21 protein-coding genes are annotated in these 23,567 nt (G+C 39.6%); 11 read left to right on the forward strand and 10 right to left on the reverse strand.

Annotated elements, in window-relative coordinates; translation table 11 throughout:
* Nucleotides 1-189 precede the first annotated feature (189 nt).
* Both CFPU101_RS00005 and CFPU101_RS00010 read right to left on the reverse strand, forming a co-directional pair.
* Nucleotides 190-357, reverse strand: coding sequence for a hypothetical protein (locus CFPU101_RS00005; protein WP_206813300.1), 168 nt, complete (start codon nucleotides 355-357; stop codon nucleotides 190-192).
* A 24-nt stretch (nucleotides 358-381) separates the two neighbouring features.
* Complete coding sequence (locus CFPU101_RS00010; protein ID WP_206813301.1) at nucleotides 382-2,439, reverse strand: dynamin family protein; 2,058 nt, start codon at nucleotides 2,437-2,439, stop codon at nucleotides 382-384.
* Nucleotides 2,440-2,568: 129 nt separating this feature from the next.
* On the opposite strand from CFPU101_RS00010, the gene CFPU101_RS00015 reads away from it, so the two are divergent.
* Nucleotides 2,569-2,997 (forward strand): hypothetical protein, encoded by a 429-nt coding sequence (locus CFPU101_RS00015; protein WP_206813302.1) that lies wholly within the window; start codon nucleotides 2,569-2,571, stop codon nucleotides 2,995-2,997.
* 3 nt (nucleotides 2,998-3,000) lie between these two features.
* Here the strand turns inward: CFPU101_RS00015 and CFPU101_RS00020 are convergent, their stop codons facing one another.
* The 5 genes from CFPU101_RS00020 to nusB form a co-directional block, all read right to left on the reverse strand.
* Nucleotides 3,001-4,596, reverse strand: a complete 1,596-nt coding sequence (locus CFPU101_RS00020) for a SpoIID/LytB domain-containing protein (protein WP_206813303.1) — start codon at nucleotides 4,594-4,596, stop codon at nucleotides 3,001-3,003.
* Nucleotides 4,597-4,679: 83 nt separating this feature from the next.
* Nucleotides 4,680-7,757, reverse strand: a complete 3,078-nt coding sequence (locus CFPU101_RS00025; protein ID WP_206813304.1) for a hybrid sensor histidine kinase/response regulator — start codon at nucleotides 7,755-7,757, stop codon at nucleotides 4,680-4,682.
* A 141-nt stretch (nucleotides 7,758-7,898) separates the two neighbouring features.
* Nucleotides 7,899-8,855 (reverse strand): GTPase Era, encoded by a 957-nt coding sequence (era, locus tag CFPU101_RS00030; protein ID WP_206813305.1) that lies wholly within the window; start codon nucleotides 8,853-8,855, stop codon nucleotides 7,899-7,901.
* Between the two features lie 11 nt (nucleotides 8,856-8,866).
* Entirely contained in the window at nucleotides 8,867-9,904 is a 1,038-nt protein-coding gene (cobW, locus tag CFPU101_RS00035; RefSeq protein ID WP_206813306.1) for a cobalamin biosynthesis protein CobW, read from the reverse strand.
* 84 nt (nucleotides 9,905-9,988) lie between these two features.
* Nucleotides 9,989-10,615: a transcription antitermination factor NusB gene (gene nusB, locus CFPU101_RS00040; RefSeq protein WP_206813307.1), complete on the reverse strand. Its 627-nt coding sequence runs from the start codon at nucleotides 10,613-10,615 to the stop codon at nucleotides 9,989-9,991.
* 261 nt (nucleotides 10,616-10,876) lie between these two features.
* Between nusB and atpD the strand changes: the two genes are divergently transcribed.
* Together atpD and atpC are read left to right on the forward strand one after the other, a co-directional pair.
* Nucleotides 10,877-12,328 carry a F0F1 ATP synthase subunit beta gene (atpD, locus tag CFPU101_RS00045; protein ID WP_206813308.1) on the forward strand — a complete coding sequence of 484 codons (1,452 nt, stop codon included), beginning with the start codon at nucleotides 10,877-10,879 and terminating at the stop codon, nucleotides 12,326-12,328.
* A gap of 62 nt (nucleotides 12,329-12,390) precedes the next feature.
* Nucleotides 12,391-12,801: an ATP synthase F1 subunit epsilon gene (atpC, locus tag CFPU101_RS00050; protein WP_206813309.1), complete on the forward strand. Its 411-nt coding sequence runs from the start codon at nucleotides 12,391-12,393 to the stop codon at nucleotides 12,799-12,801.
* A 74-nt stretch (nucleotides 12,802-12,875) separates the two neighbouring features.
* Here the strand turns inward: atpC and CFPU101_RS00055 are convergent, their stop codons facing one another.
* Nucleotides 12,876-13,187, reverse strand: a complete 312-nt coding sequence (locus CFPU101_RS00055; protein WP_206813310.1) for a 30S ribosomal protein PSRP-3 — start codon at nucleotides 13,185-13,187, stop codon at nucleotides 12,876-12,878.
* 96 nt (nucleotides 13,188-13,283) lie between these two features.
* Between CFPU101_RS00055 and CFPU101_RS00060 the strand changes: the two genes are divergently transcribed.
* The 3 genes from CFPU101_RS00060 (at nucleotide 13,284) to CFPU101_RS00070 (ending at nucleotide 16,437) form a co-directional block, all read left to right on the forward strand.
* Nucleotides 13,284-14,258 (forward strand): glycosyltransferase family 10 domain-containing protein, encoded by a 975-nt coding sequence (locus CFPU101_RS00060; RefSeq protein WP_206813311.1) that lies wholly within the window; start codon nucleotides 13,284-13,286, stop codon nucleotides 14,256-14,258.
* 5 nt (nucleotides 14,259-14,263) lie between these two features.
* Nucleotides 14,264-15,256, forward strand: coding sequence for an Npun_R2821/Npun_R2822 family protein (locus CFPU101_RS00065; RefSeq protein WP_206813312.1), 993 nt, complete (start codon nucleotides 14,264-14,266; stop codon nucleotides 15,254-15,256).
* A gap of 188 nt (nucleotides 15,257-15,444) precedes the next feature.
* Nucleotides 15,445-16,437 (forward strand): GntR family transcriptional regulator, encoded by a 993-nt coding sequence (locus CFPU101_RS00070; protein ID WP_206813313.1) that lies wholly within the window; start codon nucleotides 15,445-15,447, stop codon nucleotides 16,435-16,437.
* Nucleotides 16,438-16,462: 25 nt separating this feature from the next.
* On the opposite strand, the gene CFPU101_RS00075 is transcribed toward CFPU101_RS00070, so the two are convergent.
* On the reverse strand, nucleotides 16,463-17,056 hold the full coding sequence (locus CFPU101_RS00075; protein ID WP_206813314.1) for a hypothetical protein: 594 nt from the start codon (nucleotides 17,054-17,056) through the stop codon (nucleotides 16,463-16,465).
* A 323-nt stretch (nucleotides 17,057-17,379) separates the two neighbouring features.
* Between CFPU101_RS00075 and CFPU101_RS00080 the strand changes: the two genes are divergently transcribed.
* The 4 genes from CFPU101_RS00080 to tkt all read left to right on the forward strand — a co-directional run bounded on the left by CFPU101_RS00080 (nucleotide 17,380) and on the right by tkt (nucleotide 21,893).
* The gene (locus CFPU101_RS00080; RefSeq protein ID WP_206813315.1) at nucleotides 17,380-17,745 is read left to right on the forward strand and encodes a hypothetical protein; all 366 of its coding nucleotides are present in this window, start codon (nucleotides 17,380-17,382) and stop codon (nucleotides 17,743-17,745) included.
* Nucleotides 17,746-18,183: 438 nt separating this feature from the next.
* Nucleotides 18,184-18,432 (forward strand): acyl carrier protein, encoded by a 249-nt coding sequence (locus CFPU101_RS00085; RefSeq protein WP_206813316.1) that lies wholly within the window; start codon nucleotides 18,184-18,186, stop codon nucleotides 18,430-18,432.
* A 93-nt stretch (nucleotides 18,433-18,525) separates the two neighbouring features.
* Nucleotides 18,526-19,776: a beta-ketoacyl-ACP synthase II gene (gene fabF, locus CFPU101_RS00090; RefSeq protein WP_206813317.1), complete on the forward strand. Its 1,251-nt coding sequence runs from the start codon at nucleotides 18,526-18,528 to the stop codon at nucleotides 19,774-19,776.
* A gap of 104 nt (nucleotides 19,777-19,880) precedes the next feature.
* Nucleotides 19,881-21,893: a transketolase gene (gene tkt / locus CFPU101_RS00095; protein WP_206813318.1), complete on the forward strand. Its 2,013-nt coding sequence runs from the start codon at nucleotides 19,881-19,883 to the stop codon at nucleotides 21,891-21,893.
* 43 nt (nucleotides 21,894-21,936) lie between these two features.
* Here tkt and CFPU101_RS00100 read toward each other — a convergent pair whose 3' ends face one another.
* Complete coding sequence (locus CFPU101_RS00100) at nucleotides 21,937-22,500, reverse strand: DUF421 domain-containing protein (protein ID WP_206813319.1); 564 nt, start codon at nucleotides 22,498-22,500, stop codon at nucleotides 21,937-21,939.
* A gap of 264 nt (nucleotides 22,501-22,764) precedes the next feature.
* Here CFPU101_RS00100 and CFPU101_RS00105 point away from each other — a divergent pair, with 264 nt between their 5' ends.
* On the forward strand, nucleotides 22,765-23,535 hold the full coding sequence (locus CFPU101_RS00105) for a hypothetical protein (RefSeq protein ID WP_206813320.1): 771 nt from the start codon (nucleotides 22,765-22,767) through the stop codon (nucleotides 23,533-23,535).
* Nucleotides 23,536-23,567: the final 32 nt, after the last annotated feature.

The following is a 23,567-nucleotide window of genomic DNA, read 5'->3' on the forward strand; positions in this document are numbered from 1 at the left end:
GATTTTTAGATTAGTTTTGATGGCTAATAACTGTTCATCTTCTTCTGGAGTTAATCGGATTTTTAGAGGGGCTGGCATAACTTCAAAAACTGAGTTTTAATTCTTTTTCTATTTTACACTTAATTCTGACCACCTACTTACTTCTTTAAGAATCAACGAATTATTATCCAAAATTCAAGTTAGGTTACACTAGCTAGTAGTCTTACCCCAAGAAATTCCCTCAAAAAAATTCTTGATCTTTTCAAGTAAAGACAGAATATTTTCGACTTTTTCTCCCGAAGATTTATCATTTAAGCTAATTTCTCGAAGATGCTGAATGTACTCTTGGAATTTTTCCTCAGTTGCTTTAGCTCCCATGTCAAAAGCTTTTTTCGTGTCTTCTCAATAATCATTACTAGCCTCTACAAACTTATTTAACGCTTGTTGCTTCTCAAAATTGTTAACAATTTCCTTGGCTAATCGACGTTCCCATGACTCTCCAAATAATTTCCAACCTAATGCCGCAACAGCAGCAAATAGACCAATACCTAAAGTAAGTGGGCCACCAATAGCAGCCACAAAAGACACAACTGTAGCTACACCGCCACTAATACTGATTCCCAAAAAAGAGAGAAGACTGACAAATTTAGCAACTAGGATATAAGCACCAAGATTTCCTAATGAAGCTGCCCAAAATGCGAGCGCACCTACACCTCCTGCACCTGCAATACCACCAAGAAACGCTCCTTTTGCATTGAAAGGGATAGAAACAGAACCGATATTTAGCTTGGGAAATTTGAGAAGCACTTCCTCATAAATATTTAAAAATTGATCAATATCAACCTTTAAAGCTTCTGCATTTTCCTTGATGTAGGCTTCAAGTTTACCTTGAAGTTGCTCGACAAGATAACCTCCTGCATACTCTCTAGCTTCTTTTTTGTTATCTTTGTAACGGTTACGAATCATCGTTTCAACGGCGGAAACATTAACCATGTTGTTATACGTTTGCTCAAATGACTTTTTTGTCTTATCCTCCAACTCTTTGATACGCTGATCAATCTGATAGCAACCTTGCTCTATCCGCTTATGTCGGTGTGGCTCTTCTTTTTCCAATTCCTCAATCTCTAATTGACGCTGACCACTCTCAGATCCAGTCTGTTCATAGGCTTGAAGATTCTCAGCAATCTTTTTTAGGACTTCGCTTTTCAATAAATTAATTTCATAATCAATTCTTTTTCTTCTCGCTTTGGGAAGAGATTGACCAAGGACTGCAATTAATTCTTTTTTTAAATTTTCCCACCGACGCGGTGTTTCCTCCCAAAAGGCAAAGAAATGTCTTTGTAGATGCTCTAGCTTGATCGATTGATTGATTAGCTTGCCACGCTCTTCTATAACTGTTTCTTTAAGATGATTGTAAAGTCTAACTGAACCAATTTGCAATGCTTCACTTACTTGTGAACCTGAAATACCTGGATGAGCATGAGTTCCTACAATAAAAAAATTTCTAAGGATGGGAAAATCGGGATCGAGGGTTTCAGGCGATGGTAATACTTTTAAAAAGTAACTGAGACGGCTAAAGTCTTCAGCATTCATAAAGCCGTTGATAGGTGAGGTATATAAAATTAAGTCAGCAATTTGGATAGCACTGTTCGCTTTTTTGACATCTTCTGATATTTGATCTGCTTGATCTGAATAACCTGGGAAATCTACAAGATTACAAGCTTTAAGAAGTGGTGAATCGACGTAAACAATTGCTGAATGACCTTCTATTTCTCTTTCATTAAGATGATCGTGTACACCATGCTGACGTAAAACATCTAGAGAACCCGCTTTTATGCAATGTCTATCAAACCAATGTTGAGCATCTAGTAATGTCAGGTCAAAAACTTGATTATCTTTTTCGTCTTTTGGCCAAAAATCTTCTGCTAAGATGCCAACTTGCTCTAGAAACCAAACTGGGCGATCGCTAATGTGGCGTACAAATGTGATCACCCTAGTAGCAGGTTGATATTGAGAAGGTAACACTTTTTCCCCCATTAAAGTATTAGCTAAGTGAGATTTTCCTGAATCAAATCGCCCTACTAATACTAAATTCGGTTTCTGACGATAACGATTAATCTGCTTGATTATATCTTCTGGGGTTAGTGGCGGTTCTGGGATATTGAGTTCTCCAGCTACAGAAAAATCAGTAATATACTGCTCAAGCAACATTAAGTCACGTTGTAATTGTAGGTATGGATCACCTGCATCAACAGAGGATGATAACGGAATAGCACTTGTCGTAAGAGTAGCAAGATCGGTTCCCAAAGCTTGTGTCCACCGCAATAGAAGTTCAAAAGGAACGGTTCCTAGATTTTGTTCGTATAAATTAACTTCCTCTTCCGAAAGTTCAAGCATAGCTGCGAGTTCGGCTTGACTCATACCTGTTTTCTCGCGTGTACCACGTAAATCAATACTCATGTGTCGATCCTTTAAGCTTCTAGTATGAGTTTACCCATCTTAATCGTTAAAGTTTTTAAGTATTTATTCTTATTCAGAACTGAGGTTAAAATAAGACTCAATTCTTTTTAGTCTTCTAAGAACTTGAATATGTCTGAACATGATCCTATTAACCAGCTTCGGCAGCAACTCAGATTAGGTCTTAATAAACTAAGCCATGCAAGACGTAGACTAGAATTGTCTTGCAATACGCTCTTTTTTCTGGCTTTAATCTCAGGGATGATTGCCACTTCTTTAGCGGCTCTTGCGGTGGGCAGTCAGGGTAAAATCATGTTAGGAAGTGGGGCCAAATGTGGACAACTCACTTGTGGAATTATTGTCATCATGTCGCTTGTTTCAACCCTGGCGAATAGCTTTCAACAAAATATTTGGATTAAAGATAAATTTTGGAAATTTGAGGATAGCTACGGAATTCTTAAATCTTTAGTAATAGAAATTGAATTAGAGCCGAATGAATATTCCTCAATTCGTCGAGATGATCAGCGTCTTGTCCAACGTCATCCCGATTTATTGGGATAATCCTTATTTTTTCTCCTTCCAATAAATAATTGATGTATTCAAAGGTTGAATTTTTGTGCCAGGGTAATAGAACGCTAAAATCTTTTCAGCCGTCCAGCCTAATTTAGCTAAATTATAAGAACCATATTGACTTAAGCCGACACCGTGACCTAATCCCCCTCCCACAAAAGAATAACCTTTTATTTTATTGTTCGCATCATAAATCGGTTCAATATAAAATAATGTACTACGAGGCGGTGAAAAAGCACTTCTGACCTCATTTTTATACAGTTCTAACATTCCCTTATCGGTTTGAATAGCCATTGTCAAAATGCGCCCAGATGGAGAGCGTTTAGTAACTTCCATCCATATAATCGTTTTAAAATTGGCTAAAGGATCTTTGCGACGTTCTAAATATTTTTTTAAGTCTTGATTTAATTCTTGGATTGTGCTTTCTTTGCTCCAACGAAATACCGTTCGCCCTGTCTCATTAAATCCATCTTTTAAATTAATAAACCGTCGAAACGTTTCTTCATTAGCTAAAGATTGTTGCGTGAGATTCCAAACTTGGAGCGGTGAGTCTACCAAAGCTTGTAGATACGGGCGTTCTTCCCCATCCCAAACATCACTAAATAAAGCAGTGACCCCCCCTGTTGTCGAAGAATAAAGGGCATCAACTAATTCATTTTGATAGGTTAAAACAAGTCCTTTTGTGGTGACAATGGCTTGATCTGCAATCGAATTTGTTCCCGTCAAACCGTAGTAAACTTGACAATGGGTATCGGCACAAAGTTCGTAGTTATCCGCTTGAAAACGGCGTAAATTTCTCAGGGCGTAAGTTCGTGCAATAATGGTTTGGGCTTTGGCTGAATTTAAGGGAGCATTTGGCCCAATTTCATGAGGAACTACTCCCCGTAAATAGGTTTCTAACGGTACATTATTGACCAGAGTGTAAGTAGAGTAGGCGTTAGGTTGAATGACTAAACTACCTGAATAAAGACGCGGTTGTTGATTATCTTGAGTGACTTTTACTAAATTTTGGCGTGTAGTGATTTCTAATTGTTTCGGATAGTAGCGAACCCCATTGATAAAAAATGACACTTGAGGTTGACTGGAGACAACATTAGTATCTAAGTAAGCTGTTGTCGCTCCTTTTTTCTTTAAGCTTTCGAGTAACCAACGTCTTAGCAAGGGAGTTTGATAAACATCTCGTTTTGCCCAAACTTGCCAGCGTCCTGGTTGAGTAATTTCAACTTGAATACCTTGCTTACGCCACTGTTTAGCACTATTTTCGGCAGTTTCAAAAGTGGCATGATCGCTTAAAACTAATCGTTCTTCGACTTTTCCCTTAGATAATGGTTGGGAAATAATTTCTAATTTAACTTGACTGGTTTGTAAGGTTTTTGCTTTGCCTTGCTCATCCTTAAAGCTTAGAGATAGCAAATCACCAGAAGTACTCGAAAGTGTTAAGCCCTCTTTATTTTCTCCCAAACGTTGCACAATGCCAACCTTAAGCAGAATTTCTTTAGCGATCGCGCTCTTGTGCGATAATAGCTCTAATCCAATTAAGACGAAGGCAACCCAAAAGTATAAGCTTTTCCTTTTGCTATTTTGAGGCATAAGGATCAATGATTAATTGCAAAAAATAAGACTATTTTTTAATATACACTGATTACAAAGAAGCTTTCAGGGTCAGAATTGTTTCAACTGTCACTCTTTTCCAGTAAAATTTCACCTGCAATTAGGCGTTTAGCAGCATCTAACAACACTTCTTCTATATAAGGCTTCACGAAATAACCTTTCGCGCCTAGTTCTGCGGCTCGATTTTGCATTTTTTGTGCGCCACGAGATGTAATCATCGCAATGGGAATCTTGAATAGTTTTTCGTTTTCCTGAAGACGCGACAATAATTCTAAGCCATTCATTCTGGGCATTTCGATGTCACACAAAATTAAATCACAGGGTAAACCCGATTGTAATTTTTCCCACGCTTCTTGACCATCTCTGGCTTGTTCAATTTGATAGCCGCCTTTGGTAAAAGACATCGAAAGCATTTCGCGCACCATCACCGAATCATCGATGATTAACACTAAATTACCTTTTCTCTTATCCCAATTCATCACCACCGTTTTATCGGATGATGAGTGACGAGAAACTTGACTTTTTTCTTTTTTTATGCTATTGGTTAACAGAACTTCTCCGTTAATCATGCGTTGTGCAGCATCAAGTAAATCCTTCTCGGTGTATGGCTTGGTAAAATAACCGCTTGCCCCTAATTTAGCAGCAACACTGCGATGACGTTCCGCCCCACGAGACGTTAACATGGCGATCGGAATATGCGAAAGTTGTTCATCTTTCAGGAGATTAGACAATAACTCTAAACCGTTCATACGGGGCATTTCGATATCACAGAATACGATATCACATGGCAAACCTGAGCGTAATTTCTCCCAAGCTTCTTGACCATCTCTAGCCTGTTCCACCCGATAACCTGCTTTACTAAAGCTCAATGACAGCAATTCTCGAACCGTAATCGAATCATCCACAATTAACACGGTTGATTCTTGTTTTGGTTCTATCTCAGTTGGTGGATTCACCTTACGCCATAGACTACTGCTATCAGTTCTGAGTCGTCCTTGAGCAATTTCAATTAATTCTAAAACATCCCCAATGGGTAACACCGAACCATCCCCTAATACGGTCGCCCCTGCAATTCCAGGCGGTTTGGGAATTGGGCCCTCAATTTGTTTAATGACAATTTCTTGTTCACCTAAAACTTGATCCACCTGTACAGCCAGTAAGTTTGTACCACCGCGCAAAATCACGATCGCAATATGATCATCTTCGGGTTTACCTCCATAAACACTACTGCGACTAATTTGACGATTATAGGACAGTAAATCAGCTAAAGATTGAATTGGTAAAAGCTGACCCGACCATAGAATACATCTTTGACCCTCATCGTTTAAATAAATATCTTGAGCCGTAAAATCTTTCATCTCTTCGACACCATCCATCGAAAACGCAATCCGAGCATGATTAGAAAGACAATACAACGCCTTACAAATCGTCAGAGTTAACGGTAAACGAATCGTAAAAGTCGTGCCTTTGCCCAAAACCGAATCAATACTAACCGTTCCTCGGACTTCCGTTAAACTGGTGCGAACCACATCTAAACCCACCCCGCGACCTGCAAAATCATCCGCTTTATCTTTAGTACTAAAACCGGGATGAAACAGCAGTTCATATACATCTTGTGGTGTATAAATTTTCGCTTCTTCTGGCGTAATCAATCCTTTTTTGATCGCTTTCTCTTTAACTTTTTCGGCATCAATTCCCGCCCCATCATCCGTTACGACAATCATCGTCTGATTACCGTGTAGAAAACTGCGTACCGTAATCGTTCCAGCCGCAGGTTTACCCGCTTGTAGACGTACCGAGGGAGATTCAATACCGTGAGTAATCGCATTATTTACTAAATGAGCCATTGGACTGTTCAGATGTTCAAGGATCATTTTGTCAATTAAAACATCGCGCCCTTCGACTTGAAGTTTAGCTTGCTTATTGAGTTTTAAAGAAATATCTCGAATTGCCCTGGGCAAACGGTCAGCAATTTGAGCAAACGGCACCATTCTCGATTTCGTCATGCTCTCTTGTAGCTGAGTTGTCGCTTGTCGTAAACTACGGGTTACTTGTTCCGATTCATCAACAACAAACTGAATATCTGATGAAGCTTCCCGAATACGGACAATTAGTTCAATAATATCTTGGGATAATAAATGAAATCCCGTAAAACGATCCATTTCCAGCGCGTCTAAATCTTGATTCGACGAAGCTTCTGTCGGTGAAACAAATTGACCACCAGAAACCGTTAATTGACGGGAACGATGACGACTGGCTAATAATGCTCCTTCGAGTAGGGTACGTTCATAGAGATCTTGCATCCGTCCCCCAATATCACTGAGACTTTGAACTTGATTCAGTAAATTATCCAAAAAGTTTCTCAGGCGTTCTTGATCATCTTCTAGGCGGTTACGTTTGACGACCAATTCCCCGATCAAATTGCTCAAATTGTCAAGTTGTTTAATCGGTACCCGCATCGTTTGTTCAAAAATCTTAACTTTGGGGGTTCTCGATCTTGGTTGTAACCATTGTCCTGCCGCGTTGCTACTGTTACTCGATCCAATTAGGTTTTGATTCGTTGCTTCTAACAGTTTTTCTAGATCCTTAAATTCATCATCAACTTCTTCTAAGTCAAGTGTCGGTTCTGTTTGAGCATGAATAACCGTTTGTGAAATTAAGGCTTCTAATCTATTAAAAACCGCCGCTTGATCGTTTTCTGGTGCGGTGAGTGCTGCGGGTTGATTAATTAAATAGTCTAAATCTTCTAAAGCTAGGTAAAGGGATGGCGCGGGTTGATCTTCTTCAATGAGTTTTTGAGGGGTTGGCTGAGTAGATAAAAGCTGTTCTAATTCATCCCAATCATCGTCATTCAAGGATCGTGTTTCTAGGTGCTGTTGTTGGGGAGACATTGCTGTAGCTTCTTCCCAACTAAAATCTGCGCCGAATAAATCTTGTATCTCTGTTGGTGAAGCTGATCTTGAAGAATGCGTTGGATGACGCTGGGTTAAACGACTCTCATCAGATGGAAAATTTTGCCCAAATAGACTTTCAAAGTCATCTAACACATCGTTACCAGAAAATTGATTTTCTTCTTCTATCTCATTGAAAAACTTTGCAAATTCTTCGTTAAAGGAATGATCGCTCTCATGGCTCATCATAATTTTTTCCTGCCCAGTGTGCTAGAAATCAACCGCAGTTCGAGTGTTAATGACGTTTAATCGACTTTCATTTTAAGAGTACCCAAATTCTTCAATAGAACTGCTATTGACTCACAGATTTTTTACATCCGTTCTTTATTGTTATTCTTCTAAGCGGTAGCCAAACTCGGATAAGCGCGATCGTGACTGTCGCCATTTTGGTTCAACTTTCACAAATAGCTTAAGATAGACTTCACCCGCAATTAATTTTTGAATGGCGGTGCGGGCGGCTGTTCCAATTTCTTTAAGCATACTCCCATTTTTCCCGATGATAATTCCTTTTTGGGAGTCTCGTTCAACATTAATCGCCGCAAAAACCCGCGTTAAGTTAGGGGTTTCTTCGACACTTTCGATGACGACTGCGACGGAGTGCGGCACTTCTTGGCGAGTTTGTAATAAAATCTGTTCTCGAATTAGTTCCCCCATGATAAAGCGTTCGGGTTGATCAGTAACAAGATCGGGTGGATAATAATAGGGCCCTAGTTCTAACTGTTCGATTAGTTTTTCTTGTAAGGCTTCGATTCCACTTCCATTAAGGGCAGAAAATTGCAGAATTGGCCAATCATAAGGTTTGGCTAAAGCAAGATAAGATTCATTAATCGCTTCAGAATTGGAAGACTGTTGATCCGATTTATTAAGTCCTAAAATGATGGGATTTTTGGTTTTTTCTAATAAATCGATAATAAAGCGATCCCCACCTCCTGCAGGAACCGTACTATCGACCACCAATAACACCAAATCGACGGAATTAATCGCATTTTGGGCATTTTGGACGATAACTTTACCGAGTTCGTGATGGGGTTTATGAATGCCTGGAGTATCGACAAAAATAATTTGCGCCTTTTCTGTGGTTAAAATCCCTCTGAGACGGTTACGAGTCGTTTGGGCAACGGGTGAAGTAATTGCAATTTTTTGTCCCACTAATTGATTCATTAAAGTGGATTTTCCGACATTAGGACGACCAATAATGCCAACAAATCCCGATTTAAAGCCTGGTGGGGCGTTTGGGATGCGAGGTAGATCACTCAAGCTTGAAATCAGGTTTGTTTCATCTGTCATATCATCTGTTTTCAATCATTATCCAACGCTGTTTGAATGTCTTTTAGAGAAAGCGATCGTCCAATAAAGACTAACCTAGTTTGACGAAATTCGTCAGTTTGCCAAGGACGGTCATAAAAAGTATCAAAGCGGTTGCCCACTCCTTGTAAGACCATTCGCATCGGTTTATCTACTACATTAACAAATCCTTTGACTCGATAAATTTCTTTTTGCTGTACTAAATTCTGCAAGGTTCGAACTAATTTTTGTGGGTCAAATGATTGCTCACTCATCAATTGAACGGAATTAATTTCATCATCGTGGTCATGTTCTTCTTCTGTATCGTGGTGACTCGGACGACTTGCTAAATCATCTTCAACGGCTGCATTAAATCCTAACAAAACATCGGGCTTAATTTTTCCTTGCTCACTAATAACAACCTTCACCCCAGAACGTAACTGATTTTGTAACCAATCTTTAATTTTAATTAAATTGGCTACATCAACTAAATCGGATTTGGTTAATAGTACCAGATCTGCACAGGCTAATTGATCTTCAAATAGTTCTTCTATTGGCGTTTCATGTTCTAAAGAAGGATCAGCCTGTCTTTGAGCTAAAAGCGCGTCTAAATCTCCGACTAATTGACCTTTGGCTAATGCTTCACAATCAACCACTGTCACCACTCCATCAACGGTAGCACCATTACGAATCTCTGGCCAGCGAAACGCTTGAATCAAAGGTTTAGGTAAGGCTAACCCAGATGTCTCGATTAGTATACAATCAAGATGATCGCGTCTGTGTAACAATTGCTGCATTGTCGGATAAAATTCTTCTTGTACCGTACAACACAAACAGCCGTTAGTTAGTTCAAAAATATTGCCCGTCGGACTTTCTTCCTCATCGCAAATCTGACAATCTTTTAAAATTTCGCCATCAATTCCCATTTCACCGAATTCATTGACTAAGACAGCGATTCGTCTTCCTTGATTATTTTGCAGTAGATGACGAACTAAGGTGGTTTTCCCAGCGCCCAAGAATCCAGTAATGACAGTAACAGGAATTTTGTGCATAATGAAGCATATCAATAGGTCATTCTTAATCTTATATCATTGGTAATAACTAAGTTTTTAATCAAAAATTAAAAACGTGTTGTTTTAAACAGCTAATTGATCGGTAACACGTCTGAGGACACCATTAACAAAACGATAACCCTCTTCATCAGAGTAACGCTTGGCTAATTCGATCGCTTCATTAATGGCGACTTTGTGAGGAATATCAAGAAACAACATTTCAGAAACAGCAATCCTAAGAATATCTTGATCGATTTTAGCAAGTCGGCTAAGTTGCCAATCGATTAAAGCAGATCCAATTGTTTGTTCAATTTCTTTTTGTCTACGGTGAACTGTGCCAATTAATTCTAGAGCGTATTGTCTGACTTCGTATTGACTCGCAAGCTGTAAGCGTTCAGGAAAATCAATCACGATCGCCAGACGATTAATCGCACTTTGAGTCAATTCTAACGCTTCTCTAACCATCGTTTGCGCACTTTTTACGTTCGTGGCACGAGTATCACTACTGAGTAAACGTTCATCAGCGCGAGAAACTTCACCTGATGCAGATTCCAAGGTTTCTCTAATTTCTGCGGTGAGTGTGCGAACGGCGGCTAAAACTAATTCATTTAAGTCAGTTTGTTCTAATTTATCCCCATGACTTTTAATTTGGCTTAAGCCCAAAAGAGCTAATTCACGTGAAATACGGCGAGGTTGTTGACGAGGAGGCATAATTAAATACAAATAAAGATAATCAAGTTTGATCTAGAGTAATCACACAACGAGCGCAACGATCATAAAGAGTCAAAAATCCTAGAAGCTCACCTCTATTGTACTGATTCAGGAGTTAGATTTCTCTATAGCGTACTTTTAAGAATTTCTCGTTTGTCCAGTTCCCAATCGATGATAAGCTGTTAGGTGGCAATTTTTACAATAACTTAAGATTTTCCCTGCTCAGGAAAATAAAACGTAATATCCAAAAAAGACACAAGCATGGTAGCTACAACAGAAACAAACGTCGGTAAAATTATTCAAGTCATCGGCCCTGTGGTTGATGCCGAATTCCCTAGCGGAAGTTTACCCCGAATTTATAATGCCCTAAAAGTTCGAGGCACTAATGCAGCCGGACAAGAAGTAACCAACACCTGCGAAGTTCAACAACTTCTCGGTGATAACCAAGTCCGCGCCGTTGCCATGAGTAGTACAGATGGCTTAGTCCGTGGCATGGACATTGTAGACACAGGTGCGCCCATTAGTGTTCCTGTTGGTAAAGCTACATTAGGGCGTATTTTTAACGTATTAGGTGAGCCTGTAGACGAAAAAGGCCCAGCTAATACCACAGAAACCTCTCCTATTCACCGTCCTGCACCTAAACTCGTTGATCTAGAAACCAAACCTAAAGTATTTGAAACTGGCATTAAAGTTATTGACTTATTAACCCCCTATCGTCAGGGTGGAAAAATTGGTTTATTTGGCGGTGCTGGCGTTGGTAAGACCGTTATTATGATGGAATTAATCAACAACATCGCTATCAATCATGGTGGTGTATCTGTATTCGGTGGTGTGGGCGAACGTACCCGCGAAGGAAACGACCTTTATAATGAAATGATCGAATCTGGGGTAATTAACGCTGACAACCCAGAAGAATCTAAAATTGCTCTGGTTTACGGTCAGATGAACGAACCCCCTGGGGCTAGAATGCGTGTCGGTCTATCCGCTTTAACCATGGCGGAATATTTCCGTGATGTTAACAAACAAGACGTACTATTATTTATTGATAATATTTTCCGTTTCGTTCAAGCGGGTTCAGAAGTATCTGCACTACTGGGACGGATGCCATCTGCGGTAGGATATCAGCCGACACTCGGTACCGATGTAGGAGATCTTCAAGAACGGATTACCTCAACTAAAGAAGGCTCTATTACCTCGGTTCAAGCGGTTTATGTCCCAGCGGACGACTTAACCGACCCCGCCCCCGCTACCACCTTTGCTCACTTAGACGGAACCACTGTATTGTCTCGTGGTTTAGCTTCTAAAGGTATTTATCCTGCGGTAGATCCCTTAGATTCGACTAGCACCATGTTACAGCCGAATATTGTTGGTAATGATCACTACAATACGGCTCGTGCAGTTCAGTCTACCCTACAACGTTATAAAGAACTTCAAGACATCATTGCCATTCTTGGTTTAGATGAATTATCTGAAGAAGACCGTCGTACTGTAGACCGCGCTCGTAAAATTGAGCGTTTTCTGTCACAGCCCTTCTTCGTCGCAGAAGTCTTTACAGGTTCTCCTGGTAAATACGTCACCCTAGACGACACCATTCGCGGTTTTAATATGATTTTGGCTGGTGAACTCGATAGCCTACCCGAACAAGCTTTTTACATGGTTGGTAATATCGACGAAGTAAAAGCTAAAGCCGAAAAACTCAAAGCTAAAGCCTAGTCTGTAGAGACGCGACTCGCGTCTTTACAAAGTTTTTTAATTCATTAAATCAATTTAAAGCAATGACTTTAACAGTACGAGTAATTACACCCGATAAAATCGTCTGGGATGAGGTCGCAGAAGAAATTATTCTGCCTAGCAGCACTGGACAACTCGGTATCCTAACAGGTCATGCTCCCTTGTTAACCGCCCTTAATATCGGTGTACTACGGGTGCGCCCTGGAAAAGACTGGCAATCAATCGCCATTATGGGTGGCTTCGCTGAAGTCGAAAATAACGAGGTCAAAGTTCTTGTCAATGGGGCCGAAATAGGCAAGAACATTGACAAAGAAGCAGCCCAACAAGCATACAACCAAGCCCAAACCAATCTAGACGAAGCTAACAAAGGTGGCGATCGCCGTCAAGTGATCAAAGCTCAACAAGCTTGGCGAAAAGCCAGAGCGCGTTATCAAGCAGCAGGCGGTTCAGCTTAGATTAGTCTGATAAAAGTGATAAAAATGAGGGCAGATCAATCTCTGCCCTTTGGCTGTTATAGCGATCGTCAAACTTAGTTACTGCCGCTAAAGTTGACTTCAGGGAATTTTGATTGAGCTTCAGCCATCGGGATACTCTTACTTTGGTTACGGAGATCCTGCCAGAAGTTAATCACCTCTGTCGCTTTGTTCAGAACGTCAATACGATCGCTTTCATTGATCCAGTGCTTGGCCTCTAATTCATCTTTTAACTGTTGCCAAGCATCATTACGAGGCCAGAAAAAATAAGCCGTTAGCGGGCTAGTACCTTTGCCCACCACCTGATCGACAGCGATCGCAACATTTTCATCTAACCAAAGTACTTTTAAAATAAACTTAGACTCCAATTACCCCTCCAATCATACTCATCAATCAATAGTAGAAAACTGTACAACACACCATTCTACCGCTTAATCGTCGAACCCACTAAACTGTAATGAACTATGGCTAAAAAAATTGTCGGAATGCTTAGTAGTTATCAAGGTATCAGTGAACAGCGAGATTGGTTGTGGAAACAGACACCTGAGCCGTTTGGGATTTGGAAAAATGTTCAAGTGATTGCATCTTCGCCTCAAAGCGATTTTTTATTGATGTATCAATTTGATTTTCCCTCCACCAAACCCAAAAAATCACTGACATCCCTCTGGCAACAAATTAAACAATCTCGACAACCCACCAAAAAAGAACCCGATGTATCCTCTTTATTGCGAAGTGTACCCCAAGAACGCATTATTTATTTACTCAGAGAACCCCCCCTTGAAGAAGTACTAGCAAGGAATCTGGCTAATTATGAAGCGGCTAAACACTATTGTGGATATATTTCAGGCCCAGATCAATACGCGCCGATTCCTGAGTATATGCCAGCAATTTGGTATGTTAATGTTTCGTTTCGTGAATTAAATGAAATGCCAATCCCTGAAAAAACTAAAAATTGTAGTTGGATAACTTCGGGAATTTCGCGGACACAAAGCCATCGTCAACGATTAGCGTTCCTAAAACTGCTACAAGATAATCATTATGATTTTGATCTCTATGGACGCGGTTTACCTGACTGGGCATCTGGATACGGTAACTTAAATAATAAATGGTGTGGCATGGCTCCTTATTATTACAATATTGCCATCGAAAACTATGCCGAAAACGATTTATATGTGAGCGAAAAGCTTTGGGACTCGCTATTATCTTGGTGTTTACCGATTTATTATGGTGGAGGAGCCGCCGAAAAATTATTACCCCCTGGCAGTTATCTAAAATTACCGAGTTTAGATGAAAAAGGTTTTGCTTATCTTAAAGAAATGACTTCTAATTTAGATGCTTGGCATCAAGCCAAAGATGCGATCGCCGAAGCAAGACAAATTATCCTACACAAGCTAAACTTACTGGCATGGTTATCTAATTTTGTCGAAAAAGTTTCCTAAACATCATGGATGGAATTTGTACACTGGCTAATGATCGGGTTTTTGAGCAACTCATTGCATTACTAAATAGTATTGATGAGATTTTAGGGAAAGATACCCCTGTTTGTGTCTATCCCTACGATGATAATACCCAACAAATTGCCGCAGAAATTGCTAAACGTCCCAACGTACAACTCTATACTGATCGAGAATCAATTCAACGATGGGATAATTTTGCTAAAGCTGCTTGGGATACCCATCCAACCGCCCGCGAACGATGGAAAAAAGCAGATAGTGACGAATATCATCGGTTTGGTACCCATCGCCGTTATTGTGCCTTTGATGGGCCTTTTGATCGGTTTATCTATATGGATGGTGATACCTTAGCTATGGGACCGATGGAGCAAATTTTTAAGCTATTAGATCAATATGACTGCATCGTGTACGATTTTCAGCACAAAGATCTTACTCATGTTTACGAAGTGGCTTCCCCAAAATTACTAGAAGTTTTTCCTCAAGAACGTCTTCAAAGTGAGATTTTTTGTTCTGGGTTTTATGCCTCGAAAAAAAATTTATTTCCTGAAGAACAACGTAACTGGTTAATTGAACAGCTACAAAATGGCGACGCAGAAATCCTTTATCCGATGGCACCCGATCAAACGCTAATCAATTACATGATGATGTGTTCAGGCTATTCGATCTATAATTTAGCCTTAGAGTTACCAAAAGAAGAAAAAACAGGCTGTTGTGTCACTTCGCCTCATTTTACGGAGCAAGATCATATTTTGTATGACAAAGGCAAACGTTTAACTTATTTTCACTATATCGGGATGTCTTCTAAAATATTTAATCGAGTTTGTGCTGGAGAAAATATTGATTTTTCCTATCGAGATCTCTTTTTATACTATCGCTATTTATCTGAACCTGAAAACCGTCCTCAATTTACAACAGCCGCTAAACCTTATCAAACCTCTCTCTCTCTAGGACAAAAAATTATTGCTAAATTAGGATTTAAATAAATATCACCCTACTTCTGTCCTAAATGAAAATGAAAGATTAAATCTTTCGAGTACGGAGAGTTAGTAGGAACAAAAAATTAAGAATTAGGGACATATAGTACATTCCGTCCTCTAGTTCGTCATAGGCGTGCTTATTGCTTGAATGGTAGTCTAAAATGGCAATCAGGAGAGTAATTAATGAATTAACTATGCTCCAGTTTCATATTCAAGCTGATAGTGACATTCCCGCATCAAAACAACTTTTTGATCAAATTCGTTTTGCGATCGCCTCACGTCAATATTCGCCAGGTCATCGCTTACCGAGTACGCGACAATTAGCCATGATTACGGGATTGCACCGAAATACGATTAGTAAAGTTTATCAGCAACTCGAAGATGATGGATTAGTTGAATCAGTTGCAGGTTCGGGGATTTATGTCAAGGCCCAAGCTAATAAAAGTAACGTTCATTTTAGTTCACCTTTATTACAAGAATTCCCCAAGGCAAGTCAATTTATACAACAAAGCTTAGATCATTTATTAGAACAAGGTTTAACCCTTTCGCAAGTTAGAGAGTTACTCATTTCAGAAATAGATTGGCGACTACGTTGTAGTGCTAAAATTTTAGTAACTATTCCAACCATTGATTTAGGCGCAGGTCAATTGATGGTTAAAGAATTAGAACAAACATTAGGTATACCTGTAGAACTTGTGCCAATTGAAAATTTAGCCAAAGTTTTAGCACAAACAAATTCAGCAACAGTCGTTACTAGCCGCTATTTTATCACGCCAGCCGAAGCGATCGCATCTCCCTACGCCAGTCGTGTGATTGCTGTTGACATTTATGATTATGCTCAAGAATTAAGTGTTGTCAAAAAACTGCCGAAAGATAGTCGTTTAGGTATAGTTAGTCTAAGTCGAGGAATTCTTAGTGTTGCAGAAATTCTAATTCATAGTTTGCGAGGAGATGACATTTTAGTTGTTACCGCGCATATTGGGGATACTGAAAAACTTAAAACGCTAATTCGTACCTCACAATTAATAATTAGTGATCAAGCCAGTTGCATGACTATTAAACGATTACTCACAGAATGTAGAGACGATTTAATACGGACACCTGAAATTATTTGTAGTAAAAATTATATTGGAGAACAATCACTTGAATTATTAAGACGAGAGTTAGGTTTAGGTAGTACTAAATAAGATGAGCCGAAGCCCATCTTATCATCTAATTTGAGTTATTATTATCGGAATTTGATTCAGAATTTGTATTCTCTTCTGGAGTGGGTACAATGTTTGTTGATTCTGATTGAGATTGAGTAGATTCGGGTTTTGTTGTTGATTGATTAGAAGTTGAATTTGATGCAGGTGCTGATGTGTCTGGTGTATTTGATTGAGGAACTGGAACTAAAACAGGAACCTCTTTAACTTTTTCAACGGGTACTTCTTTGACCCTTTCAATAATAGTTGTTTTTTGTTCAGGGACGGGACTAGGTTGAGTTTTTACAGGTTCAGGTGTAACAACAGGAGACTCAGTTTGTTGAGAAGCTTCAGGCTGACTTCGATACCAGGCATAAGCACCACCTAATGCCGCTAAAGAGGCGAGTATTACACCAATTAACAAGCCACGTGCTGTATTTTCACTATCTCTTTGTGATAAATTATTTTGATAGCTTCGCTCCGCTGCCCGTCCATGAGTATAACCATTTTGATAGGAATTAGGTTTCTCAGATTCGGTTGTTCGTTCGACATAATGAACATTGCCATCAACATCACGATAATATTCTTGTTCGTATTTTTTAGGATCGTTAGGTGTTTTCATAAGTTTTGTTAATTGCTCTAAATCGGTTTTTATGATCTTTAGAATATTTTTTTGTTAAGTAATATGACTTCTATCAAAAGCTAGATTTGTTGATATTTGGGTTTGCTCAACAGATTTAATCAGCATTATCTATCTAAGGGAAGATAATCTATCCAAAAGTTTAGTTCATAGGGGAGATGTGGTTACACCAAAAGAATTGATACAAATAGGAACAGATCAAAGAAATCAAACCGATTGAAGAATCAGGGTGCTGATCTCAATAAATAATTGATTACTCAAACGGATTTGGAAACATAACCAACTTAAAAAGGAGATTCTTAAAAATGCTCGTTAGCAAAATTAATACCATCTTAAAGAATTCAGTTTGTTTTATTTTATCTGCTGTTCTTTGTTTTTCTTTAATTACTTCATTTGCCTCACCTGCTGCTGCTGGTTTGGCTGATAATTCTAGTAGTTCTGTAACCAAAGGTGAAGCTAATTTGAATAAAATTCAAGCTAAAACCGATGAATTAGCACAACAAGAACCCCCATCTTTAGAACAAGTTCAAGAAAGAAATAAAGGTGGTCTTAACGAAGTACAAGGAAATGCAGATATGGGTAAAATGGTCACCCCTGAAGATGCTCAAGGTACTGTGTCTCCAAAAGATCAAATTCAAAAAGCACTCGATAAACTGACTAATGCTAAATAAATCTTTTAAACATCAGAAAGTACTTCATTCATAATTTAATTTATTGATGTCTAAAAACTGAGAATCAAAACCAATTGATTCTCGGTCTTTTTTTTAAGAATATCAAGAAAGAAAAAGTGACAGGGTTGCTCGAAAAGGAAAAAAGGACGCAAACTAAAAACGTTACCTTCAATCCCATCAAAGGCGAAATAGTAAGCGGCAAGAAATTAGGATGACGACAGGTAGGGGAAACCGAATTGAAATTAGTGCAAAAATGATCCCCTCTTTCGGTGTACTATGAAAAATAGTGGTCATCGTTACTCCGCCCTCTGACGACGGAGCCTGCGATGACTTCGTCAAATTATACTCAAGTTAAAATTGAAAGTGGTAACAACCGCCCCACTTTCGCCTCCTAACCTATCTCTATAGGAGGAATCTAGCGGATCGACAAAGGAAGCAATGAGCCAAGAAATATTTGATAGAGTCAAAAAAGTTGTCGTAGATAACTTAGAAGTAGAACCTGAGAAAGTCACCTCGGATGCTAGTTTTGCTAATGATTTAGGAGCAGATTCTTTAGACACAGTAGAACTGGTAATGGCACTAGAAGAAGAATTTAATATTGAAATTCCCGATGAAGCAGCCGAAAAAATTGACACCGTCGGTAAAGCTGTCGCCCATATTAGTGAAAAAGTCGAAGCAGCAGCGTAGCTCGTTATTTCAAGCCTAATCAGACTTTTATTCACACCATATTAACTTCTATCTGCATTTAGGGTAAATTTAGCCCGTATTACATAAAAAATCATGGCCAATTCAGAGCTAAAACGTGTTGTTGTGACGGGGCTAGGCGCAATCACCCCCATTGGAAATAACCCGACTGAATACTGGGAAGGATTGATCAGTGGTCGTAGTGGCATTGCCCCAATTACTTTGTTTGATGCTTCTCGACATGAATGTCGAATTGCAGGAGAAGTGAAAGGATTTGATCCTCTGATTTATTTTGACCGTAAAGAAGCAAAGCGAATGGATCGTTTTGCTCAATTTGCAGTCGCTGCCAGTAAACAAGCCTTAGCCGATGCCCAGTTTGTCATTAATGACCTCAATGCAGAAGAAGTAGGCGTGATTATTGGCACAGGAGTCGGCGGGTTAAAAATCCTTGAAGATCAGCACGAAATTTTGATGCTGAAAGGCCCAACTCGCTGTAGTCCTTTCATGATTCCGATGATGATTGCGAATATGGCGGCGGGCTTAACTGCTATTCATACGGGAGCTAAAGGGCCAAACAGTTGTACTGTTACAGCTTGTGCGGCTGGAGCTCATGCTATTGGTGATGCTTTTCGTCTTGTTCAAAGAGGATATGCTAAAGCCGTGATCTGCGGAGGTGCTGAAGCCGCCGTGACACCTCTTTCCTATGCGGGTTTTGCTTCTTCTCAGGCTCTCTCGATGCGAAATGATGATCCAGATCATGCGAGTCGTCCCTTTGATCGAGATCGAGATGGTTTTGTCATGGGAGAAGGCGCGGGAATTTTTCTTTTAGAAGAACTCGATCAAGCTTTAAGTCGAGGTGCAAAAATTTATGGTGAAATTATCGGTTATGGCATGACCTGTGATGCTTATCATATGACATCGCCCGTTCCCGATGGTCGCGGTGCAACTCGTTCAATGGAACTCGCCCTTAAAGATGCGGGTTTATCCCCAGAACAAGTGAGTTATATTAATGCTCACGGCACCAGTACCCCCGCTAATGATTCCACCGAAACCAAAGCAATTAAAAAAGCGTTAGGCGATCATGCTTATCGTGTGGCGATTAGTTCAACTAAATCAATGACGGGTCATTTGTTGGGCGGATCAGGTGGAATTGAAGCAGTCGCTACTATTTTGGCGATCGCTAATGATCAAGTTCCGCCAACGATTAATCTGGTTAATCGAGATCCTGCCTGTGATCTCGATTATGTTCCTAACGTCAGTAGGGTGCTTCGCGTAGAAACAGCCCTCTCAAACTCCTTTGGCTTTGGGGGTCATAACGTTACTCTAGCCTTTAAAAAATACGTTTAAGAAAGGAAAATGGCTTAGGCGTGGTTACAGTTACTCCTTAGATGTACCCAAAGAGCCTTAAACTGATAGCGAGTGCTTTATTGTAGTTTATTTTTTGAAAAATTATGGTTGTTGCCACCCAGTCATTACAAGAACTTTGTGTAAATGCGATCCGCTTCCTCTCGATTGATGCGGTTGAAAAAGCAAAATCAGGTCACCCTGGATTACCAATGGGAGCCGCTCCAATGGCTTTCGTCCTTTGGGATCAGTTTATGCGGTTTAATCCCAAAAACCCCAAATGGTTTAACCGGGATCGCTTTGTCCTCTCGGCTGGTCATGGTTGTATGTTACAGTACTCCCTGATGCACCTGACAGGCTATGATAGCGTACCGATCGAGCAGATTAAGCAGTTTCGTCAATGGGGTTCTAAAACACCAGGACACCCCGAAAATTTTATGACTCCAGGCATTGAAGTCACCACAGGGCCACTCGGTCAAGGGATTGCGAATGGCGTTGGTTTAGCGTTGGCTGAAGCACATCTAGCCGCACGTTTTAATAAACCAGATTGTACAATAGTCGATCATTACACCTACGTCATCTTGGGTGACGGCTGTAATATGGAAGGCATTTCAGGGGAAGCGTGTTCTATAGCGGGTCACTGGGGTTTAGGAAAATTAATCGCACTCTACGACGATAATCACATCTCGATTGATGGTTCGACGGATATCGCTTTTACCGAAGATGTTAGCAAACGGTTTGAAGCCTATGGCTGGCACGTGCAACACGTCGAAAATGGCAACACCGATTATGATGCGATCGCAGCCGCCATTGAACAAGCTAAAGCGGTAACCGATAAGCCATCGATGATTAAAATCACTACCACCATTGGTTATGGCTCCCCCAATAAATCCAATACGGCTGATGTTCATGGGGCCGCCTTGGGTGCATCAGAAATTGATTTGACTCGTAAACAGTTAGGCTGGGAACACGAACCCTTTGACATCCCTCAAGATGTCCTCAATCACTTCCGTAAAGCCATTGAACGTGGCGCGAATTACGAAAGCGAATGGAATCAAACTTGGGAAACTTATAAAAATCAATATTCATCTGAAGCAGCCCTTTTTGAACGGATGCTTAGTGGCGAACTTCCTGAAGGATGGGATAAAGCACTTCCCACCTATACTCCCGCAGATAAAGGACTGGCAACCCGTAAGCACTCTGAAATCTGTTTGAATGCTCTTGCGCCTGTTCTTCCTGAATTAATCGGCGGTTCGGCTGATTTAACCCATTCTAACTACACTGAATTAGAACATATCGGTAACTTCCAAAAAGGACAATATCAAGAAAGAAACGTCCACTTTGGGGTCAGAGAACACGCAATGGGAGCCATTTGTAATGGTATTGCGCTACACAATTCGGGTTTGATTCCTTACGGTGCGACATTCTTAATCTTTACCGACTATATGCGGAACTCAATTCGTTTGTCGGCTTTATCAGGAGCGGGTGTCATTTGGGTGATGACCCATGATTCTATAGCACTCGGCGAAGATGGCCCGACTCACCAACCTGTTGAGCATATTGTCTCACTCCGCGCGATTCCAGAGTTAACGGTAATTCGTCCTGCTGATGGAAACGAAACATCGGGAGCTTATAAAGTAGCGGTCGAAAATGCCAAGAAAAATCGCCCGACTCTACTCGCTCTCTCGCGTCAAAATCTGCCGAATTTAGCGGGTTCTTCGATTGATATTGTTGCTAAAGGGGCTTATATTCTTAGCGACAGTGAAGGAACACCTGATTTAATTCTGATTGGTACAGGTGGCGAAACCTATCAATGTGAGAAAGCGGCCGAGATTTTACGCGGTGAAGGTACAAAAGTTCGGGTGGTTTCGATGCCGAGTTGGGAATTATTCGACGAACAAGATTCAGACTACAGAGAATCTGTACTACCCAAAGCGGTCAGAAAACGCCTCGCTGTTGAAGCAGGTATTAGCCTTGGTTGGTGTCGCTATGTGACCGATGAAGGTTCTACCATCAGTGTTGATACCTTTGGTGCATCTGCTCCAGGCAACGTGATTTTAGAAAAGTATGGCTATACGATCGATAATATCGTCGCTAAAGCGAAAGCCTTACTCGGATAAGATTTTTTCTCCATTTAGTTAAACAGGGTGGACTCAAAAGGGTTCACCCTTTTTGTTTTAACATTTCTTCAATGCGATCAAGTTGTTCCATAATATGTTGTTGATAAGTGCCTTCATCCATTTTTAACGATTGTGGTTCAACCGATAAACTACCGTCTGTTTCTAAAATCGCTTTTCTGACCTCTGATAGTTTTCTAAACCCCTGACGACGCAAACTGGCTTTTAATTCTGCTGGTGTAATGACTTCTGAGGCTAAATTTTCTGGAATAATTTGACCGTTTTTGAGCAATATCGTCGGTATGCCCTCTAAAATACGCAAAAACGTTGAATAACGATAAGCTAATCGCACCACAATATAGTTAACGAGTAATAGTGTTGCCGCACCGACAAAGCCACCGAGAACCGAATTATCATTACCGATAATGGCATTTTGAACTGTATTTGAGATTAAAAGAAGTACCACTAAATCAAAGCCTGTCATTTGGCCGAGTTCTCTTTTTCCACCGAGACGTAGAGCAATGAGTAAGAAAAAGTAAACCAGAATTGACCGAACAATTTTTTCTAGAATGGGGACTTCAGAGACGAAAAGATCGTTATAGAATTCCATAATAAGTTTTATTTATCTTAGATGAGCATTAGATCATTCTAAATTTAGAAATCTTTATGCTAAAATTAGATTTTTTCTAAGAGGTCTATATTATCGCAAAATTTATTCAATTTTGGCGAAATTCTTAAAAAATTTACTTTTAAGAAGATCTAACCTTAGTCATTGTATTAAATTATATCAAGCTTTCAAGTAATTAAGTCTAAGAGTTAGATGACTTTCAGTTTACTAAACTCAAGAATTTTATATTAATAAAGGAGATTGATTTTGCATAACATAAAAGTGATTGAGTCACTTAAAAAATTAGTAAAATCTCGTCTGACACTTCAACAATCTAGAGTGTTTAGTCATTATTACTACTCTTTGCTCTGTGGTGATGATCTACCGAAGTTGGCAACCATTTATCGGACAGACAAGTGGGGAGTTCACTTTTATGCAAAACACTATCAAACTCATTTTAGTCCTATTAAAAAAGAGAAATTAAAAATTTTAGAAATTGGGATAGGTGGCTATCAATACCCAGAACGGGGTGGATGTTCTTTAAGAATGTGGCGAACCTATTTTCCTAATAGTATGATCTATGGAATTGATATTCATGACAAAAGTTATCATGATGAACAACGAATTAAAACCTTTAAAGGCAGTCAAATTGATCAATCTTTTTTAGAAGAAGTTTTGTCTATAACAGAAGAATTAGATATCATTATTGATGATGGAAGCCATATGAATGATCATGTTATCATCACTTTTGAATTTCTTTTTCCAAAACTTAAAAATGGTGGGATTTATGTAGTAGAAGATACACAGACCTCTTATTTATCGAGTTTTAAGGGAAGTTTTAATGATTTTAACTCTCCTAAAACAATTATGGGGTATTTTAAAAACTTAGTCGATGGCTTGAATTATGAAGAAATTCCAGCCGAACATTATCAAGTTAATTATTTGACACAAAATATTGTTGCTTTATATTTTTATCATAATTTAATTTTTATTTATAAAGGAATTAATAAAGAGGGATCGAATATTAAAAAAAGTTAGCAATTGCGTGCAGGTAGAGAAAAAGAACTAAA

The organism is Chroococcus sp. FPU101 (assembly GCF_017312365.1).
GTDB lineage: Bacteria > Cyanobacteriota > Cyanobacteriia > Cyanobacteriales > Microcystaceae > Chroococcus.

Coding starts and splice junctions, on each gene's coding strand:
- atpD (WP_206813308.1), top strand. CDS start 10,877: ATGGTAGCTACAACAGAAACAAACGTCGGTAAAATTATTCAAGTCATC.
- CFPU101_RS00025 (WP_206813304.1), bottom strand. CDS start 7,757: ATGATGAGCCATGAGAGCGATCATTCCTTTAACGAAGAATTTGCAAAG.
- CFPU101_RS00100 (WP_206813319.1), bottom strand. CDS start 22,500: ATGGAATTCTATAACGATCTTTTCGTCTCTGAAGTCCCCATTCTAGAA.
- nusB (WP_206813307.1), bottom strand. CDS start 10,615: ATGCCTCCTCGTCAACAACCTCGCCGTATTTCACGTGAATTAGCTCTT.
- CFPU101_RS00010 (WP_206813301.1), bottom strand. CDS start 2,439: ATGAGTATTGATTTACGTGGTACACGCGAGAAAACAGGTATGAGTCAA.
- CFPU101_RS00075 (WP_206813314.1), bottom strand. CDS start 17,056: ATGAAAACACCTAACGATCCTAAAAAATACGAACAAGAATATTATCGT.
- atpC (WP_206813309.1), top strand. CDS start 12,391: ATGACTTTAACAGTACGAGTAATTACACCCGATAAAATCGTCTGGGAT.
- tkt (WP_206813318.1), top strand. CDS start 19,881: ATGGTTGTTGCCACCCAGTCATTACAAGAACTTTGTGTAAATGCGATC.
- CFPU101_RS00020 (WP_206813303.1), bottom strand. CDS start 4,596: ATGCCTCAAAATAGCAAAAGGAAAAGCTTATACTTTTGGGTTGCCTTC.
- CFPU101_RS00085 (WP_206813316.1), top strand. CDS start 18,184: ATGAGCCAAGAAATATTTGATAGAGTCAAAAAAGTTGTCGTAGATAAC.
- CFPU101_RS00065 (WP_206813312.1), top strand. CDS start 14,264: ATGGATGGAATTTGTACACTGGCTAATGATCGGGTTTTTGAGCAACTC.
- CFPU101_RS00005 (WP_206813300.1), bottom strand. CDS start 357: ATGGGAGCTAAAGCAACTGAGGAAAAATTCCAAGAGTACATTCAGCAT.
- CFPU101_RS00080 (WP_206813315.1), top strand. CDS start 17,380: ATGCTCGTTAGCAAAATTAATACCATCTTAAAGAATTCAGTTTGTTTT.
- CFPU101_RS00015 (WP_206813302.1), top strand. CDS start 2,569: ATGTCTGAACATGATCCTATTAACCAGCTTCGGCAGCAACTCAGATTA.
- CFPU101_RS00060 (WP_206813311.1), top strand. CDS start 13,284: ATGGCTAAAAAAATTGTCGGAATGCTTAGTAGTTATCAAGGTATCAGT.
- cobW (WP_206813306.1), bottom strand. CDS start 9,904: ATGCACAAAATTCCTGTTACTGTCATTACTGGATTCTTGGGCGCTGGG.
- fabF (WP_206813317.1), top strand. CDS start 18,526: ATGGCCAATTCAGAGCTAAAACGTGTTGTTGTGACGGGGCTAGGCGCA.
- era (WP_206813305.1), bottom strand. CDS start 8,855: ATGACAGATGAAACAAACCTGATTTCAAGCTTGAGTGATCTACCTCGC.
- CFPU101_RS00070 (WP_206813313.1), top strand. CDS start 15,445: ATGCTCCAGTTTCATATTCAAGCTGATAGTGACATTCCCGCATCAAAA.